This is a genomic window from Modestobacter marinus, from assembly GCF_011758655.1.
Classification (GTDB): Bacteria; Actinomycetota; Actinomycetes; order Mycobacteriales; family Geodermatophilaceae; genus Modestobacter; species Modestobacter marinus.
Map to the genome: position 1 here is coordinate 190,917 of NZ_JAAMPA010000003.1, position 19,121 is coordinate 210,037.

Annotated in this window: 21 protein-coding genes; 12 read left to right on the top strand and 9 right to left on the bottom strand. The window is 70.0% G+C overall.

What is annotated here, in order from left to right; translation table 11 throughout:
• Window positions 1–10 precede the first annotated feature (10 nt).
• The 3 genes from FB380_RS21875 to FB380_RS21885 are packed head-to-tail and all read left to right on the top strand — an operon-like array spanning window position 11 to window position 2,355.
• On the top strand, window positions 11–1,447 hold the full coding sequence (locus tag FB380_RS21875; RefSeq protein WP_166757467.1) for an amidase: 1,437 nt from the start codon (window positions 11–13) through the stop codon (window positions 1,445–1,447).
• A 46-nt stretch (window positions 1,448–1,493) separates the two neighbouring features.
• Complete coding sequence (ctaJ, locus tag FB380_RS21880; RefSeq protein ID WP_166757468.1) at window positions 1,494–1,826, top strand: aa3-type cytochrome oxidase subunit CtaJ; 333 nt, start codon at window positions 1,494–1,496, stop codon at window positions 1,824–1,826.
• A 7-nt stretch (window positions 1,827–1,833) separates the two neighbouring features.
• A complete protein-coding gene (locus FB380_RS21885; protein WP_166757469.1) occupies window positions 1,834–2,355 on the top strand; it encodes a DUF5130 family protein in 522 nt (173 codons plus the stop codon).
• Between the two features lie 110 nt (window positions 2,356–2,465).
• Here the strand turns inward: FB380_RS21885 and pepN are convergent, their stop codons facing one another.
• Window positions 2,466–5,024, bottom strand: coding sequence for an aminopeptidase N (gene pepN / locus FB380_RS21890; protein WP_166757470.1), 2,559 nt, complete (start codon window positions 5,022–5,024; stop codon window positions 2,466–2,468).
• Window positions 5,025–5,179: 155 nt separating this feature from the next.
• Between pepN and FB380_RS21895 the strand changes: the two genes are divergently transcribed.
• Entirely contained in the window at window positions 5,180–5,845 is a 666-nt protein-coding gene (locus tag FB380_RS21895) for a DsbA family oxidoreductase (RefSeq protein WP_166757471.1), read from the top strand.
• A gap of 1,750 nt (window positions 5,846–7,595) precedes the next feature.
• Here FB380_RS21895 and FB380_RS21900 read toward each other — a convergent pair.
• The gene (locus FB380_RS21900) at window positions 7,596–8,021 is read right to left on the bottom strand and encodes a restriction system modified-DNA reader domain-containing protein (RefSeq protein WP_166757472.1); all 426 of its coding nucleotides are present in this window, start codon (window positions 8,019–8,021) and stop codon (window positions 7,596–7,598) included.
• 249 nt (window positions 8,022–8,270) lie between these two features.
• Between FB380_RS21900 and FB380_RS21905 the strand changes: the two genes are divergently transcribed.
• From FB380_RS21905 to FB380_RS21920, 4 genes are read left to right on the top strand one after another with little or no spacing between them, the layout of a single operon-like run.
• Window positions 8,271–8,621, top strand: a complete 351-nt coding sequence (locus tag FB380_RS21905; protein ID WP_166757473.1) for a helix-turn-helix transcriptional regulator — start codon at window positions 8,271–8,273, stop codon at window positions 8,619–8,621.
• A complete protein-coding gene (locus FB380_RS21910; RefSeq protein ID WP_166757474.1) occupies window positions 8,618–8,839 on the top strand; it encodes a hypothetical protein in 222 nt (73 codons plus the stop codon). Before FB380_RS21905 ends, FB380_RS21910 begins: the two co-directional genes overlap by 4 nt.
• Window positions 8,836–9,132, top strand: a complete 297-nt coding sequence (locus FB380_RS21915) for a hypothetical protein (protein ID WP_166757475.1) — start codon at window positions 8,836–8,838, stop codon at window positions 9,130–9,132. The genes FB380_RS21910 and FB380_RS21915 overlap by 4 nt, the downstream gene beginning before the upstream one ends.
• A complete protein-coding gene (locus tag FB380_RS21920; RefSeq protein ID WP_166757476.1) occupies window positions 9,126–9,503 on the top strand; it encodes a hypothetical protein in 378 nt (125 codons plus the stop codon). The genes FB380_RS21915 and FB380_RS21920 overlap by 7 nt, the downstream gene beginning before the upstream one ends.
• 993 nt (window positions 9,504–10,496) lie before the next feature.
• Here the strand turns inward: FB380_RS21920 and FB380_RS21925 are convergent.
• The 7 genes from FB380_RS21925 to FB380_RS24230 form a co-directional block, all read right to left on the bottom strand.
• A complete protein-coding gene (locus tag FB380_RS21925; RefSeq protein WP_249523878.1) occupies window positions 10,497–11,321 on the bottom strand; it encodes an IS3 family transposase in 825 nt (274 codons plus the stop codon).
• A gap of 47 nt (window positions 11,322–11,368) precedes the next feature.
• Window positions 11,369–11,659: a transposase gene (locus tag FB380_RS21930; protein ID WP_166756776.1), complete on the bottom strand. Its 291-nt coding sequence runs from the start codon at window positions 11,657–11,659 to the stop codon at window positions 11,369–11,371.
• 494 nt (window positions 11,660–12,153) lie between these two features.
• The gene (locus tag FB380_RS21935; RefSeq protein WP_166757477.1) at window positions 12,154–13,272 is read right to left on the bottom strand and encodes a hypothetical protein; all 1,119 of its coding nucleotides are present in this window, start codon (window positions 13,270–13,272) and stop codon (window positions 12,154–12,156) included.
• A gap of 73 nt (window positions 13,273–13,345) precedes the next feature.
• A complete protein-coding gene (locus FB380_RS26345) occupies window positions 13,346–13,582 on the bottom strand; it encodes a VapC50 family PIN domain-containing toxin (RefSeq protein ID WP_481822776.1) in 237 nt (78 codons plus the stop codon).
• A 3-nt stretch (window positions 13,583–13,585) separates the two neighbouring features.
• Window positions 13,586–13,897, bottom strand: a complete 312-nt coding sequence (locus FB380_RS24225) for a PIN domain-containing protein (protein WP_208383948.1) — start codon at window positions 13,895–13,897, stop codon at window positions 13,586–13,588.
• Between the two features lie 41 nt (window positions 13,898–13,938).
• The gene (locus FB380_RS21945; protein ID WP_166757478.1) at window positions 13,939–14,391 is read right to left on the bottom strand and encodes a helix-turn-helix domain-containing protein; all 453 of its coding nucleotides are present in this window, start codon (window positions 14,389–14,391) and stop codon (window positions 13,939–13,941) included.
• Window positions 14,392–14,712: 321 nt separating this feature from the next.
• Window positions 14,713–15,018 (bottom strand): site-specific integrase, encoded by a 306-nt coding sequence (locus tag FB380_RS24230; protein WP_208383949.1) that lies wholly within the window; start codon window positions 15,016–15,018, stop codon window positions 14,713–14,715.
• Between FB380_RS24230 and FB380_RS24235 the strand changes: the two genes are divergently transcribed.
• From FB380_RS24235 to FB380_RS21960, 4 genes are all read left to right on the top strand, one after another.
• Window positions 15,010–15,168: a hypothetical protein gene (locus FB380_RS24235; protein ID WP_208383950.1), complete on the top strand. Its 159-nt coding sequence runs from the start codon at window positions 15,010–15,012 to the stop codon at window positions 15,166–15,168. The genes FB380_RS24230 and FB380_RS24235 overlap by 9 nt on opposite strands.
• Before the next feature lie 180 nt (window positions 15,169–15,348).
• Window positions 15,349–15,690 carry a hypothetical protein gene (locus tag FB380_RS24240; protein WP_208383951.1) on the top strand — a complete coding sequence of 114 codons (342 nt, stop codon included), beginning with the start codon at window positions 15,349–15,351 and terminating at the stop codon, window positions 15,688–15,690.
• A gap of 201 nt (window positions 15,691–15,891) precedes the next feature.
• Window positions 15,892–16,392, top strand: a complete 501-nt coding sequence (locus FB380_RS21955) for a hypothetical protein (RefSeq protein ID WP_166757479.1) — start codon at window positions 15,892–15,894, stop codon at window positions 16,390–16,392.
• 122 nt (window positions 16,393–16,514) lie between these two features.
• Window positions 16,515–18,764, top strand: coding sequence for a cutinase family protein (locus tag FB380_RS21960; RefSeq protein ID WP_166757480.1), 2,250 nt, complete (start codon window positions 16,515–16,517; stop codon window positions 18,762–18,764).
• Window positions 18,765–19,121: the final 357 nt, after the last annotated feature.

Below are 19,121 nucleotides of genomic sequence, written 5' to 3' on the forward strand. Positions count from 1 at the left end.
CGTCCGGGAGGTGACCTCCTCGACCGGCACCCAGCTGCACGACCTGACCGCCCTGGAGCAGGCAGCTGCGGTCCGCGCGAGGGAGGTGAGCCCCACCGAGCTCGTGGAGCACTCCCTGGCCCGCATCGAGGCGCTGGACACCGCCGTCGGGGCGTTCCTGACCGTCACCCCCGACCGGGCGCGCGCCGCAGCGGCGGCAGCCGACCGGGCGGTCCTGGCGGGCGGGGACCTGCCACCGCTGCACGGCGTCCCGACCGCGATCAAGGACCTGGCCAACACCGCCGGGGTGCGCACCACCTTCGGGTCGGCCGTGCTGGCCGACTTCGTGCCGGCCGTCGACGACGCCGTGGTCACCGCCCTGGCCGCGGCCGGCACGATCAGCCTGGGCAAGACGAACACCCCCGAGTTCGGCTTCCCCTGCTACACCGACAACGACCTCGCCGGACCGGCCCGCTGCCCGTGGGAGCCCTCGCTGCTGGCCGGCGGTTCCAGCGGTGGCGCGGCTGCTGCGGTGGCCGCCGGGCTGCTGCCGTTCGCCCACGGCTCCGACGGCGGCGGCTCGATCCGCATCCCGGCCGGGATCAACGGGCTGTTCGGCATCAAGCCCAGCCGGGGCCGGGTGAGCAACGCCCCGCTGGGCAGCGAGACCACCGGCCTGGGTGTGCAGGGGCCGCTGGCCCGCACCGTGCGGGACGCCGCCGCGATGCTCGACGCGATGGCCGGGCCGGTGCCCGGTGACCCGTTCTGGGCCCCGCCGCCCCCGCCCGGGGAGACCTTCCTCGGCTACGCCGACCGCCCGCCGGGCCGGCTGCGGATCGGCCGCTACCTGGACTCCGGCATGCCCGGCGCCGACCTGGACCCCGAGGTCCGGGCGGCGTTCGAGGACGCGTCGGTGCTGCTGTCCGACCTCGGCCACGAGGTCGAGGACCTGCCGGCCGCGCCACTCACCCCGGAGGTGTTCCCCGCCTTCGAGGTGGTGTGGGCGCTGTCGGCCACCACGCTGCCCGTGCCCCCCTCCCAGCTGGACCGGCTGCGGCCGCTGACCCGTTTCCTGCGGGACCGCGGGCTGGCGCTGAGCGCGCGGGACGCCATGCAGGCGATGTTCACGCTGCGGGTCTTCGCCCGCCGCTTCGTCCAGGCGATCAGCCGCTACGACGTGCTGCTGGCCCCGATCTGCACGCTGCCGCCGCGGCCGGTGGGCTGGTTCGACGGGGACGGCGACGGGGCGGCCGACTTCGAGCGGCAGAAGCGGTACGCGGCCTTCCCGGCGGTCTACAACGTCACCGGTCAGCCGGCCGTCAGCGTGCCGCTGTGGTGGACGGCGGGTGGGCTGCCCGTCGGCACGATGCTGGTGGGCCGCCCGGCCGACGAGGCGACGCTGATCTCGCTGTCCGCGCAGCTGGAGGAGGCGCGGCCGTGGGCGCACCGACACCCGGCGCTGTGGTGACCCGTCCTGCCGGGCCGGTGATCGGTGGTCCCGGTAGATTGCCCCCATGTCCGTGCTCGAGACCGTGCTCATCTACGGCGTCGTCCCGCTGGTGATCGTGCTGCTGTTCGCCGCGGTGACGTTGTTCCCCGGCCGCAGCAAGGACCGCACCAAGTACCGCCCCGGGCAGTCCTGGGACTACGCGCCCCTCTGGTACGAGCCGCACCCCGACGTCCCGGGTGTGGTCGGCGGCCACGCGGAGGACGCGCCCGGTGCCGGGCACGGGGCCTCGCGGCTGGGCGCCACCGCCTCGGCGCTGGCCATCGGCCAGCGCCCGCACGTGGCCGAACCCGACAGCGTCCGGCGCACCGCGGCCGGCGGCGCCCGTGGGACCTGGTGACGGCGTCATGAGCACCTCTGCCGCCCAGCGCCCCTCTTCCTCCGGAGACCTCCCCGCGATGACCCAGCAGCTCAACCGGAAACCGGCCCCTGACCAGTACGGGCCCAGCGCGACGAAGGAGACCGGGAACAGCTCCGTCATGGAGCCCGGCTCCGGGCCGTTCAGCTACCGCGACCTCGCCCGGCTCGACGAGGCGCTGACCATGTCGGCCCGGGAGACCGGGCTGCGCTTCACCCTCTACGTGGGTGAGCTGGGCACCGACACCCGGGCCACCGCCGAGGAGCTGCACTCCCGCTCCGGCGGGGACACCTCCAACAGCGTCCTGGTCGCCCTCTCACCCGGGCAGCGGGTGCTGGAGATCGTCACCGGCACGGCTGCCGCCCGCCGGCTGCCCGACCGGGCGTGTGCCCTGGCCGTGCTGTCGATGACCAGCCGGCTGGGCGCCGGCGACCTGGTCGGGGCGATCATCAACGGGCTGCGACAGCTCTCCGACGCCGCCGGTCACCCCGCACGCCGCAACGCCCACTGAGAAAGGACCCCCGGCCCCTACCACTCGCAAGCTCGCGGTGGGCCCCGGCAGGGGGCCTCACGCCAGCGGCCCAGGACTCGAGGAGTCCTGGGCCGCTGGCGTTCACGGGGTCATCCCTCGCCGGCTGCCGCAGCGTCCCGCTTGCGCGCCCACAGGGCCCGGGCGATGCCGTCCCGGCCCTCGCTCACCAGCCGGCGCAGCGGCGCCGGGCCCTCGTGCTCGGCCAGCCACGTGTCGGCCGCAGCGAGCGTCCGCTGCTCGACGACCTTCGGGAACAGGTACTCCACGGCGTTCTTGGCGATCTCGCCCGGACGCCGTTCCCACATCCCGCTGATGTCGGCGAAGTACCGGTCCACGTACGGGGCGGTGAGCTCCTGCTGGGCCGGGTGCCAGAAGCCGGCCACCATCGCCTCGTGCACCGCGTTGGCGATCGACTCGTCGGTGAACGCCCGCTCCCAGGTCTCGGCCTTCGACTCCGCCGAAGGCCGCAGTGCCCGGGCGGTCGCGGCTCGGCGGGCGCCGGTGGCGGTGGCGTCCCGCGCGGCCTCCGCCTCGATCTCCGGGTCGCCGGCGGCGCCCACGGCGACCAGGCCGTGCAGGAACGCCCAGCGGGCGTCGGCGTCGACGGTGAGGCCCTCGACGGGGCGGGACCCGTCGAGCAGCCCCCGCAGTGCCGCCAGGTGCTCGTCCCCGCGGGCCGCGGCCGCCAGCGTGCGCGACCACTGCAGCTGGGCGTCGCTGCCGGGAGCCGCGCTGTGCAGCGCGGCCAGCGCCTTGTCGGCCAGCATCGTCCAGCCGGTCGGTGCCCAGGCCGGGTCGGCGTAGGAGGACAGCGCCGACTGCACCCGGGCGAGCAGGGACTGGACGACGCTGATCTCGGTCTCCGCGTCGACGCCGGCGAGGACCAGCTGGACCCAGTCGCGGGCCGCCAGCTCGCCGTCGCGGGTCATGTCCCAGGCCGCCGACCAGCACAGCGCCCGCGGCAGCGGGTCGGGGATGGCGCCGATCTGGCTGCGCAGGGTGGCCAGTGACCGCTCGTCGAGGCGCAGCTTGGCGTAGGTCAGGTCGTCGTCGTTGACCAGCACCAGGTCGGCGGCGGGGTGGCCGACCAGCTCGGCGACCTCGGTGCGGGCGCCGTCGACGTCCAGCTCCACCCGGTGCGACCGGGTCAGCCCGTCGGGCCCGGAGCTGTAGAGGCCGACCGCCAGCCGGTGCCGGCGCAGCACGGGGTGCGCGGCGACGGCGGTCTGCTCGATCGCGAAGGAGGCGTACCGGCCGGACTCGTCGAGCTCGTACACCGGGCGCAGGGTGTTCACCTGGCTGGTCTGCAACCACTGGGCCGACCAGTCGGACAGGTCGCGGCCCGAGGCCTCGGACAGCTCGCTGAGCAGGTCGTCGAGGGTGGTGTTGCCGTACTCGTGCTTGCGGAAGTACCGGCGCACCCCGGCGAGGAAGTCCTCCTGCCCGACGTAGGCCACCAGCTGCTTGAGCACCGAGGCGCCCTTGGCGTAGGTGATCCCGTCGAAGTTCACCTCCACCGCGGCGACGTCGACCATGTCGGCGGCGATCGGGTGGGTGGAGGGCAGCTGGTCCTGCGCGTAGGCCCAGGACTTCTCGGTGTTGGCGAACGTCGTCCACGCGGTCGTGTACTCGGTGGCCTCGGCCTGGCAGAGCGTGGAGATGTAGGTGGCGAAGGACTCGTTGAGCCACAGGTCGTCCCACCAGCGCATGGTCACCAGGTCGCCGAACCACATGTGCGCCAGCTCGTGCAGGATCGTCTCGGCGCGCCGCTCGTAGCGCGCCCGGCTGGTCTTGGACCGGAAGACGTAGTCCTCCAGGAACGTCACGCACCCGGCGTTCTCCATCGCCCCGGCGTTGAACTCGGGGACGAAGAGCTGGTCGTACTTGTCGAACGGGTACGGGTAGTCGAACACCCGGTGGTAGAAGTCGAACCCGGCCTTGGTGACCGCGAAGATCGCCTCCGGGTCGAGGTGCTGGGCCAGCGACGCCCGGCAGTAGATGCCCAGCGGGATGCCGTCGTGCAGGTCGGTGACCCGGGCGTAGGGCCCGGCGACCAGGGCCACCAGGTAGGTGGAGATGCGCTTGGTCGGCGTGAAGTGCACCAGCTGCGACCCGGCCTCACCGGCCTCGATCGTGCGGTCACCGGTGTTGCTCACGACCTGCCAGTCGAACGGCGCGGTGACGTGCACGGTGAACGTCGCCTTGAGGTCGGGCTGGTCGAAGCAGGTGAACATCCGCTTCGCCTCGGCCGGCTCGAAGTGCGAGTACAGGTAGACCTGACCGTCCTCCGGGTCGACGAAGCGGTGCAGGCCCTCGCCGGTGCGGGAGTACCGGCAGTCGGCGTCGACGACCAGCTCGTTGGTGGCGGCCAGCCCGGGCAGGGCGAGGCCGCCCTCCTCGGTGTAGCCGCTGACGTCGAGCTCGACGCCGTTGAGCGTCGCCGAGCGCACCCGCTCGGCGACCAGGTCGACGAAGGTGTCGGCGCCGGGCGTGCGGGCCTCGAAGTGGATGGTGGTGACCGAGCGGAACGTCTCCTCGCCTGGATGGCCCTGGCCGTCGGTCACGTCCAGGAAGAGGTCGTAGCTGGAGACGGCCAGCAGCGCGGCGCGGGCCGCGGCGTCGTCACGAGTCAGGTTGGGAACTGCCACGCCCCGGAGCTTCCCATGCGGGGACGACGGTCTCCTCCGGTGTGGTCCCGGAGGGAGCGGGGAACAAGCCGGGGACGGCCCGACTTGGTCGGCCCAGAGGACCGGGTGTCGCCCGACCGACGGCCCGCCGCACCCACGACAGACTGAGGAGCACCATGACCGAGGCAGTGCAGAGCTCACCCGTGAAGGCCCGCGTCGACTTCTGGTTCGACCCGCTGTGCCCGTGGGCGTGGCTCACCAGCCGCTGGGTGCTGGAGGCGGCGAAGGTCCGCGACATCGACCTGCACTGGCACGTCATGTCGCTGTCGGTGCTCAACCGCGGCCGCGACCTCTCCGAGGAGTACCAGGAGATGATGGCCAAGGCGATCGGCCCGGTGCGGGTGGCGGTCGCCGCCGCTCAGCAGCACGGGGACGCCGTGCTCGGTGACCTCTACACCGCGATGGGCTCGCTGCGGCACCACGACGGCCTGGAGATCGAGGACGTCATCGCGCCGGCCCTGGAGCGCGTGGGCCTGCCCGCCGAGCTGGCCGAGGCCGCCGGCTCCACCGAGTACGACGAGGCGCTGGAGAAGAGCCACCACGAGGGGATGGACCCGGTCGGCGACGACGTCGGCACCCCGGTCATGCACATCGACGGCGTCGCCTTCTTCGGTCCGGTGATCAGCAAGGTGCCCACCGGCGAGGACGCCGGCAAGGCCTTCGACGGCGCCGTCCTGCTGGCCAACCTCCCCGACTTCTGGGAGCTCAAGCGCACCCGGCTCTCCGGGCCGGACATGTCCTCGGTGCCCGCCGACGCCCTGGAGCTCACCGGCACCCGCTGACCACGGTGCTCCTCGCGGTCCCGCACGGCGCGGGTGCGTGACGGGTCGGGTGGCCGTGGGCGACCCCGCTCACCCGCCGCAGGACGGCCGCCTCCCCGGACGGGGAGGCGGCCGTCTCCGTCGATGGGGACGACCACATCCCCGCTCGGGCGCGTGGACGGCGTGCGCGGGATGCCTCGTCGACCAGGGCGGGGGAGCGCTGGACCTGGCCAGCTCACCGTAGGCCTTCCCGAGCCGGGCAGTGCTCCAGCTCGAAGGGCGACCCGATGAGCTCGCGCATGTCCACGATCCCGCCCTCGCTGCGGGCCGCATCTTCGGCAGCAGCGGCGAGCTGCGGGTGCTGCGCGCCGCCGCATCCCTTTGTTGACGGCCAACCCGCCGACCTCGGTGACCTGGCTTCTGGCCTGGACCGTCGCGGACTCACCCTGTTGCTGGCCTAGATCGCCCACATCGGCGGCAGCCACGAACACTGCGAAGAGACCACCGACCCCGCCAGCGGCATCACCTATCTCGGGGACAAGGTGCCCCCGCTCATGGCCTGGCCCGCCCGGGGTTGAGCACACTCGCCGGGTGCCCTACCCGCCCCGGTCCAGGCTGCGGCCCCTGCCGCAGTTCGCCGGCACCGCACGCACCGGCACCGTGCCCAGCGCCGAGCTGCAAGCGCAGCTGGAGGCCTACGTTCTCGAGCAGTATGGATCCGGCCGGTCCCTGTGACAGGTCGGCGAATTGGTCGACCGCTCCCAGACCGCGGTGCGAAGAATCCTGGACAAGCACGGAGTGCCTCGCCGTGAGGCGGGGGCCACCCGCGTGGCCAACGGCTGAATCGTCACCGAAGGGCGCGCCCTTGGCGCTGGATGAGCGAGGCCCTGGCGACCGAAGTCGCCAGGGCCCCGTCCGGTCAGAAGGCTGAACTACTTGCCCCTGCGCCGGCTGGGCGTTTGCGACAGGGCACTGCCCGCGGCGGTCTTGGACTCCTTGGACGTCCGACCGTCGCGCAGTACCTTCGACGCTGCTTGGGCGGCGGCCTTACCGGTCTGATTCTTTGCAGCCACGAGGGCCTCCAGAGGTAGGACAGTGAGCGGATGACCGGCTCAAGCCAGACGCTGGTTCTGCGGACAGGACCGACCGCAGAAGCCAACGTGAGACTGGAGCCGGCGGCGATCAGCGACACCCGGAGGTGCCGCTGATCAGCGCGGCTTGACCCGGATGGTGACCGTGCGGGTCACCTTGACCGGGACCCGAACGACCTTCGTCGTACGCACGACGCGAGGCATCGGCATCTCCTTCCCGACAGCCTCTGGAGTCCCGACCGAAGCCCCCGCGGTCCGCGGACGGCGTCGGCGACCTGTAGCTTCGGGTTCCCTCTCGCCAAGAGGAACACCAAGCCCCGGAACGGTCCCACCCCGGACCTTCCGGGGCTTTGTGCTGCCTAGGAGTAGTCGTATCACACCGTTGTGCTTCGCCGCGCCTCCCACCGGTAAGAAACCCCAACATGTTGTGGTTGTGCACAGGATGGGCCACAACATGTGCACACCCGCCTGTGGATAGTGGTGGCCGGTGGGCCTTCAGGTCCTCGGTCGGGACGGAGGCTACCGGCGGCCACCGACAATCCTGTGGGGCGAAGACCGCCGCCCCAGGATCCCCGGCTGCAACCGAGGGTTTCTTCCTGGTGTAGGCGCCCTGTTGGGAGCGTGCGCGGCGCGGAGCGGTGAGCAACTGGAGCACTCTGGTGTGCGAGCTGCCTGTTCGATCAGGCGGCGCTCTCGTCGGACTCCCGGCGACGCAGCTCCTCGCGCACGTCCTGCAACCGCTGGCCTGTGCGGGTGAGCACCCACTGACCCCAACCGTTGATCTCGTGCCCGACCACGGCCTTCAGTGCGGGAGACACCTTCGGGTAGACCTCGCCGCCCACCTTGATGCCACCGTCGGGTGTGACCGTTCCGCGATGGACGCGACCCTTTCGGGGCTGTTCGTGGACCAGCTCGTCGCCGACCTCGAGTAGTCCTGCGTCCAGGTACGGCAGGAGGTCCCCTGGTCGACTGGCGGCCTTTGGCTCGAACGAGGCGTCATCGGCGAACAGCAGTCGACGGAGGACGTCGTTCTCCCGGTCCTCGAAGGGGCGAGCGTAGCGCTGCAGGAGCGCGTATACCTCGTCGTCGATCTCGATCTTGCGCATGGTGAATCCTCTCGGACAAAAAAACTTCAACACGTAAAGTCTCCAAGTATCAAAGTTTTTAGTCAACCTGTGCGGTCTCGGCCCCCTGGCCCCGCGCCGGAACCCGCCGGACCCGCGGGCGCGCAAGAGCCGTGGAGCTATACCGCTGCTTCTGCCGCGACGTCATCCTCACCGCCTGACTGTCACCCAAAAACCACCCAAGCAACTAGCCGCCGACCTGCCAGTTGGCTACGGTTAGGTGTGGCCACGATGGGACCGACTACGACGCGGAACACGGAACGCCTGGCCGGGAACTTGCTGCGGGTTGCCCGGGCCAAGGCCGGGGTCACCCAGGCCCAGCTCGCCGAGCTCGCCGAGGTGCCCCGCTCCACCGTCGAGCGGATCGAGGCCGGGACCCGCCAGCCGTCCCTGCTGACTCTGAGCAAGCTGCTGGCCGCGGTCGACCTGGAGATGCGTGTGCGGGTCGATGACTACGACGACCACGACGACATCCTGGACGCCCGCTACGCCGCCATGAGTTCCCAGCAGCGTGAGGCCACCGATCGGCGACACAACGCCCTGGTCGCCCTGGTCGACGCTGGAGCAGCGTCGCCGGCGTGAGCGTCACCGATGCCCTTGCCGTGGTCGGTGCGTTCGTGTGTGCTTGCTTCGTCCTTGTCGGGCTGGTGCACCTGCGGACCGCCGTCGTCGGTGGTGAGTGCCGGCCCCCGCTGCGAGAGGACGTGCGCGGCAACCTGGCGATGGTCAGCCTCAGCACGGGGTTGGTTTTCTCAGAATCGTTCCTGCTGGCCACCCTGGTCTGGACTGTTGTCGCGTGAGCGAGCTGCAGCCCGGGACCGAGTCGGGCACTGAGTTCGATCCCCGGCCCATTCTGGACGCCCTGGAGCGGCACCGGGTGGATTACGTCATGGTCGGTGGCTATGCCGCCCGCATGCACGGCGCCCGCCGGCCCACCAGTGACATCGACGTCGCTCCCAAGATCACCCGGGAGAACCTCGACCGGGTCGCGGCCGCGCTGCGCGACCTCAGTGCACGTGTGCGCACCGAGGAGGTCCCCGAGGGCCTGCCGTTCAGCGCCACCGGGGGAGCCTGTCGGGCTACCGGATGCTGAACCTCCAAACCCTGCACGGGGACCTGGACCTCACGATGCGGCCAGCAGCGTTCGACCGCGGGTACGACGACCTGGTGGCTCGGTCGACCTACAAGCCACTGGGTGAGGTCCGCGTGCGCGTCGCGGCACTGGGTGACGTGATCCGGTCCAAGGAGACCGCCGGGCGTCCCAAGGACCTGGAGGCGCTGCCGGAGCTGATGAAGCTGGCCAACCAGGCACGCACCGCGGTGAACTTTCCCCACCCGCCGCAGCCCGCGACCAGGAAGCCGACGGCTGCACCGACCGCGGCTGAGCGGATCGCAGCCGCCCGCCAGCAAGCCGGCGAGCGGCGCCGCCTAGCTCCCGAGGCAGGCCCGGACCTGGGCCGCTGAGAGAACGGCCCGCGATGGACCCGGCACGGCAGCAGATCAGCCTCCCCCGAGGGCGTCCCCGCGCCCAGGACGAGGGACTGGGTACGTGGTGCGGGCTGGCTCGGCCGGATGTTCGCCCACGAGCTCAGGAAGCAGAAGGGGTGGGCCCGGGCCAGAGCGGCCGCCAGCCTCATCGTCTACCCGGCCGCCGCGCCCGTGGTCGCGTGGTCCAAGCGCAGGAACACTGTGGTCGAGCATGAAGGGCGAGCCGACGCTGACCAGCGGTGAGTCGCTGAGCGATGGGCGGCTGCCGGTGGAGTCCCGCACTGCTGCAGGCGCATCGAGGAATGCTCTTCGTGTCTGTGGGTGTGGAGTGCGGCAGGCCGTACACCCTCTCGGGGCAGCATCGCCGACTCCTCGCAGCCCGGGTGCGCCGGCTGTACTGTAGTGGGCGCCGCGTACAACGCTGCCCGCCGCCAGGCCCCAACCACTGAGGTTGGGGCCTCTCCTCTCTCCGGGCCCGCCAGCGACCAGGCGGCCGTGAGCAGCCGGCCAGCGTCTCGCAGAACTCTTCCCCGAGAGAGCGCGACGTTAGGGCTTCCGGTCCTGTCTCCTGCACGCGTGCCTCGAGGCTCGATGGCTGTCGCGATGAACACGCGTCGGACAAGCACGCCCACTCACACCTCAAGGCCCCTCCGCTCAGCGGCTGGGGCCTTTCTTATGTCCGAAGCGCGCCTGTAACTGCGCAGGCCAGCCGGCGCCGAGGCGAACACGGCGCCACGGCCGGAGGTTCTCGGCCAAGTGGCCGGATCCTCACGCCAGGTGAATCGGCGGAACCGCCGGCCCATGACTTTGGTGAGCGACTGAGCTAGCGCTCACCAACATCCAGGACGCGACTTTAGGCGCCGCGGTCCTGTTCCGTGCTCGCTGCCATGCGAGCTTCCACAACCGCCGAAGCCACCCCGAGACAGCCAGGAGCTTGACCCGGTTCTCCGGACACGTTCGGTTCGGTGATCATGCCGCGGTGAGTGCGGCGGTGTGAAGGGCTTCGAACTCTGCGGGGCTGCGGTAGCCGAGGCCGGAGTGGCGTCGTCGGGGGTTGTAGAAGCCTTCGATCCACTCGAAGATCGCCGAGCCCAGTTCGGCTCTGGTCGACCACTGGCGGCGGTCCAGGAGCTCGCGCTGCATGGTCGACCAGAAGCTCTCCATCATGGTGTTGTCCACGCTGGAGGCGACTCGGCCCATCGAGCCCAGCAGCCCGGCCGAGCGGAGCCGGTGCCCGAAGATCCAACTGGTGTACTGCGATCCGCGGTCGCTGTGCACGATCGCGCCGGGTGCTGGCCGGCGGCGCCAGCGGGCCATCTCCAGGGCGTCGACGACCAGCTCAGAGCGCATGTGGTCAGCGATCGACCAGCCGACGATGGTCCGGCTGAACACGTCGAGCACGGCGGCGCAGTAGACCTTTCCCTCGGCCGTGGGGTGTTCGGTGATGTCGGTGGCCCACAGCCGGTCCGGTGCGTCAGCGGCGAACCGGCGCTGCACCAGGTCCTCGTGCGGTGCCGGCAGGGGTCCGGTGCGGCGGTGCTTGCGCCGGTGGCAGACCCCGACCAGCCCAGCGGTGCGCATCAGCCGGGCGACCCGCTTGCGCCCGCACGCCAGCCCGAGACCGAGACGGAGTTCGGCGTGCACCCGAGGCGCCCCATAGGTGGCGCGAGAGCTGACGTGCACCTCGCGGATCGTCGTGGTCAGCGACGCGTCGGCGACTGCCCGGAGCGATGGTGGGCGGCCGTTCCACTCGTAGAAGCCTGAGCGGGAGACCCGCAGAATCCGGCAGGTCACCGTCACGGGGAAGCCGTCGGCGGCGAGCTCACGAACCAGCCGGAACGCTATTTTGGGTCCGGGAGCACCTCGCGGGCGAAGTAGGCAGAGGCCCGCTTGAGGATCTCGATCTCCATCTTCGCGACCCGCAGCTCCCGGCGCAGGCGCACCAGCTCGGCCCTCTCATCGCTGGTCGTGCCCTCGACCCGGCCGGCGTCGACGTCATCGAGCTTCATCCACCGCCGCAGGCAGGACTCCGCGATCCCCAGATCATGGGCGATCTCAGCGATCGGCTTCTCCCGCTGGCGGGCCAGCTCCACGGCACGGCGACGGAACTCCAGCGGCTTGGCTGCAGGCATCCAGGACTCCTCTCCCAGGCGATTCTCGCCTCAGGTCAGGTGTCCGGGAAACCGGGTCAAGCTCCGCCATGTCCTCGGGGCTTTCGGCCTGCCTTGGAGACGACACATGCTGCCCGCTGCTGTCTTCGACACCTCTGCACTCGCGGCCATCGTCTGGGGGGTCATTTATGTCATCCAGATGACTGTGAACTGGCAGGAGGGGCGCTCGATGATCAAAAAGACTCCGGCTGGTCATATAGTTCAGCTGGCCCGAGCCCTCAACTCACCCAGGATCATCGGCCGTAGGGCTGAGCCGGAGAAGCCTGCGCCGCCGGCTGACTGACTCTGGTCAGCAGACGCGGCTCTCGTAGCCGGCTGGGGTTGGTCTACGGACCAACCCGCCATGTCGGCATGCCTGGAAACGGCTCAGCGGGCCCGCACGTAGATTGGTATCCCGCTGTTCGGACGGTCAGGTCGAGTTCTCAAGCAGCTCAGCGAGGCGGCGTCCGCAGCGCTCAGAGATCTGGCTGGTCAGCGTCCGGAGGAACGTCGAGCTGGGTATCGAGGTGGGCGTAGTGCGCTTCCAGGCTCTCCAGCTGAGCAGGGCCAAGCTCGAGATTGGCATCCAGCGCAACCGCCGCCAGTTCCTCCCCGCCCTGCAGTCGAAGACCACAGGAGGGGCAGCGGAAGGCGGTGGGGAACAGCACGGCTCGGGGGTGGCCGATTGTAAAGAAGCTGTGCCCCTCCTCGGTGACCGTCTCCTCGGCGTTCCAGTCCAGGTCCGCGGAGCCGCTGAGGATGCCGACCCGCTCGCAAGCGGGGCAGGGCGTGGCAGCTCGATCGTGCTCATCTTCGATCCCGACGGCGGCCACCTTGTCCGTCGCGGCCAGCTCTGTGGCTCGCTGTTCCGCAGGCAGATCGCCGTAGCGCTCCTTGAAGACCTGCTTTGCGCGGGCTACGAGTAGGGCGACCCTCTGCTGCACCTTCGTGCCGTGCTGGTCGCGGAGTCCCTCGGCCACGGAGGTGAAGTCGCCGAACAGCTCGCTGAGTGAGCGGCCCATCAGGACCAGGATCTCGTCTGCGCCCTGAACGGCTAGCTGGGCTACCTCATCGGCGAGGCCACCGTCGTCCCCGATGTGGGCGACGCCGTTGCGGGCCTGGAAGACCAGGGTGAAGCGGTTGGCGAAGGTCTTACCCGCTCCGTCGTTGCCGGTCGCCTGGATCGTGCCGATCCGCACGAGCGCTTCCCACATGCCGACCGTCTTCAGGACATGCCCCGGCTTGACACGCTGCCCCTGGCCGGCGAGCCGAAGGAGCGAGGAGAAGTCGAATTTGCTGTCCATCACCAGGGTGGGATGCAGACTGGCCAGGTAGGCCTTGGCCAGGTGCTCGAGCATGATGCCGAGCTGCAGGGAAGCGTCATCGTGCTCTGACCCAGCTCGAGCGCGCAGCCCTCGGCTGGCGTGCCTCTGCGCCGACTCGAACAGCGAAGCAGAGCTGATCGGGGTCACGGCACCCGCGACACCGATCCCGGCCCCCAGAGATATCCAAGATCCTGCGCCTGTCCCGCGGTGCATCCGTGCCTCGAAGATCCGCATGATGGGGTCGAGGGAGAGGTCGGGGGAATCGGTCACGTAGTGGTTCTACCCCTGCGCTGGGAGCCAGAGCGTCGGGCGGGCCCCGCCCGTAGAGGGCTCGGTCGGGCGGTCAGGAGCGCAGCGCGGCCACGGTCGCCACGAGCCCCTCGTTGCCCAGGGCGGTGAGCAGCTGGTCGACATCCATCGGGGGCTTGCTGAGGCTGTCGGCGATCTTCTGCACCAGGGAGAAGACGACCTTGGAATCAAAATCGACCATGGCGTGCAGGAAGTCATCGGCGCTGCTGGCCTCGACGTCCCAAGCGCTCAGTCGGTCGGCCGGGAAGTCCTTGAGGTTGATGGTGACGATCGTCTAGGCGCCGACCTTGATCGCCGAGGCCACCACGTGCCGGTCATCGGGGTCAGGCAGCTCGAGGACGTCGATCAGTGGCTCGTAGCCGGTGATCAGCACGTCCCGGATCGCGCCGTTCATCAGCTCCCGGGTGCGGTCGAGGCTGGCGGGATTGAGGTCCGGCCGGTTCTTCTTGAGGTTCCGGAAGACCTCATCGATGATTTGCTCGGTCCAGCGGGCGCGCACCAGTCCCGCCCGGGCGACCTCGATCAGCAGGCTCCGCTGGTGGGAGGGGTAGAGCACGTTGGCGTCGTAAACGACGACGAAGGCCACGCGGCGCGCTTCTCTCCCTCAGCTTTCGGTCTTGGCCGGGGTCAGATCATCTCCTGGGTGAGGGCGTGCAGCTCACCGGCCGCGGCACTGCGGCGGCGGTCGTCGGCGCGCATGTAGGCCATCAGCGAAGCGGCCTTGATCCGCCGGTGCGTGCCCACCTTGCGGTAGTCGATCGCGCCCTGCTCCAGCAGCCCGATGAGGAACGGGCGGCTGATGTTGAGCATGTCCGCGGCCTGCTGGGTGGTCAGCTCGGCCTGGGCAGGGACGATCGAGACGCCTTGGCCGGCGGCCATGTGAGCCAGCACGCGCGCCAGCAGCTCCACCGCGGAGCGGGGGACGGTGAGTGAGTCCCCGTGCTCGTCGTCGACGAGCAGGCGCACGGCCTCGCGCCCGGGGTGGGTGGCCAGGAAGTCCTTGACTTGCGGGAGGGCTGCGACGGCGGCGGTGATGTCACCGTCATCGGGCATGACCGGGCGGTCCAGTAGGGAAGTCATGGCGATCTCCTGATCACTCAGCGGCTCGGGGGGCCTCCTGCACCGCTACGTCCATCAAACGCAGTAAACGAAGCGAACGCAATATCTATCGGTCGACGGTGGCTGTGACTTCACCCGACCGGGTGACCGCGTCCCGCGATGTGGCGCTGGCTGCGATGCTTGTCGTCGCCGTGAGGTCTGTTGATTGATCCGGTGCCGGTTCAGCCGTCGATCGGGCCGCCTGAAAAGCGCACTCGTACGGACACGCAGCCACCTGGCGTCTGCGAGACAGCAGGGTGCCGGCCGTCCGCTCAACGACCTGGCCATCCCGTCCTCGCCGAGTCAGTCGTCGGCGAGGGCGGCGGCGACGGCGTAGGTGGCGTTGCGGGAGAGGTTGCCGCGGGTGCGGTCGTAGAGCCGGGTGGTGCGGGGGTCGCGGTGGCCCATGGAATCCTGGACGTCGCGGAGTGCAACACCGGCGTCGAGGGCGGTGGTGGCGTAGGTGTGCCGGGCGGAGTGTGGGCTGATCCGGTCGGGGGCGGCGATGCCGGCGTCGGTGGCCAGGCGGCGGAGCAGTCGCCAGGCGGCCGTGCGGTCCAGCGTCCCTACCTGACCTGCCAGGCCGGTGGGCTGGTGCTGGTGCCGCACGACGCGGAGGCGGTGGCGCGGCTGGTGGAGGTCGCGGAGACCGCCTACCGGGTGGCGGGTGCGCTGTGGCCGGTCGAGGCGTCGATGGCTGCGCAGGCCGAGGCCGATGAGCTGGCCGAGCGGCGGGTGCGCGAGCGCGCTGGGCGATGACCGTGGCCGGGGGCCGCCGCGTGGCGGTTGCCGGTTCGCGCCGATGGTGCTGCTCGCCGCCTCGCCGGTGGCGTGCTGTGCCGTCCTGGCCCAAGGGCTGGCCGCGGTGGTCGCACCGGGGTTCGACTCCTCTGGGCAGCGCGCACGGTGACGGGGGGTCCGTCGCCGGGAGAGGCAGACATGGGCACCCGTTACGAGTTCGCCGCAGCCAGCACTGCGACGGTGGAGCTGTGGTCCTCGGCCGAGGTGGCCGAGCAGACCGGTGAGGAGCTTCCTGCCGACCAGGTGGCTCTGACCCTCGCTGGGGACGAGGCGACCGTGCTGGTCGGCACGCCGGGGGAGCTGCGGGCACTGGTCGAGAAGATCGCCAGCGCTGTGGCTGAGAAGCCCTGCGAGCTGCGCATCCTGATCCCGGGGGAGGTCGACGAGTTCCTGACGTGCCCGCACTGCGGCAGCGAGCGCAGTCGGACTCGGCCCGACTCTTACCGACTCGCAACGAGCCCCCTTGTGATCACGCAGTAGAAGCCTGTACACAGGCTGCGCGCGCCGGATACCCGATCTCGAATGGTTCGCACGGCGGGCGCACGGAGCGGGGGGCTGGCGATTTTTGATTCTTCACTGACAGTTCGTGCGGGCCTACGCCTGGCTGTTCTCTGGGTCATGCCTGAGCGCACTCATTGCCTAGTGTCATGCCATAGTTAGGGAAGCCAACGGCTTTTGGTTATGCAACGAAAGCAGATTTTTTTCGTACGTGTCGGCCTGCTGGCCGCGGTGGCGGTCGCCGTACTAGCGGCGTGCGGCGTGAGCCTGTCTTCTGGCGCATCGGACGACCGGCCGGACTTCGCCACCATTCAGACAGCTGCCGAAAGCCTGCCCGCTCCTACCGACGCGCGACGCTACCCCGAGCGGGACGAACTGCGGCGCGATGACTCATGTCTCGATGCGGCTTGCCCATTCGTCAGGCGGGCGTACCTCGCTCCGATACCGGCCGGGCAAGTGACCGCCTTCGCCGAAAAAATCGTCACGACCGCCGGGTACGAGTTGCTTCGAGCGACGGATCCAGATTGCGACCCGGAACGCTTGACCTGCTTCGCGCGCGCCCGTGCCGGCGGCATCGAGGTTGCTGCCTCTGTGCTCCCTTTGGGTGCTGTGTCCCAGCCCGAAGAGGCCGCCCCGGCCGGTCACGTCTGGCGACTGGTCTACCTCGACGCGCACGCCCAGTAGACCTGCCCACCGTTCCGCTCATCCAGTCGCCGGGAGGCCCCGTGAAAATTCAGCGTTCCTTTGCGCTACTTGCGACCAGTACGCTCATATTCGGGGCGCTGGCGGCAACCGCAGGTTCGTCTATGGCGGCGACGCCCGGCTGTCAGCAGATTCTGTCAATCTTCGCGCGCGGCTCCGGTCAGCCGCTCAACTTCCGAGAGGCGCCCGCCTTCGCCGCCATCGTCGACCGCAACATTGCGGACGGCGTGCGCTTCGAAAGCCTCGAACTCGGCGATCTCGACGCCAACGGCGTCGTCGACGAGAGCGATTACCCGGCGAACGACAAGGACGAGTGGTTCGGCCCGACTTCAGTCTGGGATCCGAACAGCGACCTGATCGTGGGCAAGTACAACGCGAGCCGGCAGGCGGGGACCGACGAGCTGGTCACGTTCCTCAATGCGCGAGTAGCCGCATGCCCCGGTGAGGTGTACGTCCTTGGTGGCTATTCGCAGGGCGCTGATGCGGTCGGTGCAGCCTTGCCTGGCCTCAGCAGTGCGGCCCGGGCGGCAATCGGCTACATCGCGCTCTTCGGCGACCCAGAGTTCAACCCCTTCGGCGCCTGGGCGCGCGGAGACTTCCCGTGGTACACCGTCGGCGGCGTCTTCGGGCCGAGGGTGCCTTACATCCCGGGTGACCTCGCCGGCAGGGTCGGCAGTTGGTGTGACAAGAGCGACGGCATTTGCCAGGGCAACCCGCTTAACCTGAACAATGCTGCGCACGGGCAGTACCCAGACTTCGAGATGCAGCAGGCGGCGAATGAAATCGCCATCACGCTGCGCGCCATCCGCCCGGAACTGCGCGACGACCTGACGGTCACGCCGATCCCGATCAGCCTGCGGCCGACGCAGAACGTCGACGTGACCTTCGTCGTCGATACGACCGGCAGCATGGGCGACGACATCGACGCCGCCCAGACCTCGATCACTGCGGTCACCGACGCCTTGTTCGGCGTTGCGGCCTCGCCGCGCGTCGCCTTGGTCAACTACAAAGATCTCGGAGACCCGTACCAGGCGCGGGTTGACGCCCCCTTCACGGCCGACCGGGCGGCGTTCGCCGCGGCGGTCAACACGCTCGGAGCGAGCGGTGGTGGCGACTACCCGGAGTCGGTGTACTCCGGGCTCATGACCTCCTTTGGCCTCGACTGGCGACCCGGCGCCCTGAAGTTGGCGATTGTCATCGGCGACGCCCCGGCGCACAACCCGGAGCCTGGAACGGGCTACACGCTCGAGCAGGTATTGCGGACGGCCTTCGAGCTCGACCCAGTGGTAATCAACCCCATCGTGGTCGGCGGCGAAGCGACGGCGGTGGCGAGCTTCACAGAACTGGCTGACGGCTCTGGCGGCCAGGTCTTCGATGCTGCCAATGCCGGCGAAGTGGTTACCGCCATCGAGGCCGCCGTCGAAGGCTTCTCATCGGCGCCGGTTGCCCAGGCGGGCGGGCCGTATGTGGCCGCGCCGGGCGACGAGCTCACCTTCACCGGTGCCGGATCCTTCGATCCGGCCGGCGCCATCGTTGAGTACGCCTGGGACTTCGACGCGGACGGGGTCGTCGACCAGAGAGGCGACTCGCCGGTCGTCTCCCACACCTACCCGCAGCCGTTCACCGGCCTGGCCTCGTTGACGGTGACGAACGTCGACGGGCGGACCAACACGGCGACCGCTGAGGTGACGGTGGCGCCGGGACAGCAGCGGCCGCAGCCGCCGGCGGCGCCGACGGGAGTCCAGGCAGTTGACGCCGGTGGCGGCACGGTGACGCTCAGCTGGCAGCCGCCGGCAAACGCCGGGGACAGCCCAATCGGAGGCTTCCGGGTGTCCCGCAGTGACGGCGTCTTGCTCGGCGTCACGCCGGCCGACCAGCTGACGCTGGACATCGCCGAGGTGCCGACCGACGCGGACGTCAGCTTCCAGGTTCGAGCTGTCAATGAGTTCGGCCTGAGTGAGCCGGCCACCAGCAATACACTGCGGCCATCACCCGGCGGCCCGGTGGCGCCGGCGGTCGACATCAAGCCAGGCTCGGCGGACAACCCGATCAATCTGCGCAGCCGCGGCGTGATTCCGGTGGCCCTGCTGTCGGCGGACGGCTTCGAAGCCACCGCCGTCGACTACCGCACGCTGTGCTTCGGCGATGCCGAGGCGCCAGCCGAGCGTGACTGCGGGGAGAGCCATGGCCGGGGTCACGTCGAGGACGCCAACAGTGACGGCCGGCCTGACTTGGTGCTGCACTTCAACACCCAGCAGACCGGCATCGACCGCGGTGACAGCCGGGCCTGCGTGAACGGCCGGCTGCCGGGCGGGGACGTCTTCGAGGCCTGCGACGTCGTGCGCGTGCGCTAACTGCGCGCCGGGGCGGGGTGGGCGGGGCAGTATGTCCCCGGCACCCCGCTCCGGGCTGGTTTAGGTGGGGGACGCCCAGGTCAGTTCAAATCGCCGGGGATTGGCTCGTGGGCCGCTGGTCGGCCCGACGTGCCGCAGTCGCAGGTCGGCAAACAGCACCGCCAGAATCACGCCCGGCGGCCTACCGAGTCGCGTCCTGATGTTCACCCACGGCCAGATGAAAGATCCGGGCTAACAGCATCCGAGGCGACAAGCGGCTGCCCAAGCGTCGTGCGGCCGCAGCTGACTGAGCTCTTGGCCTCAGGGCAGGTCGGTGATGGTTATGCAGGCCCGGTTGGCGGCCACGCAAACCGCGGT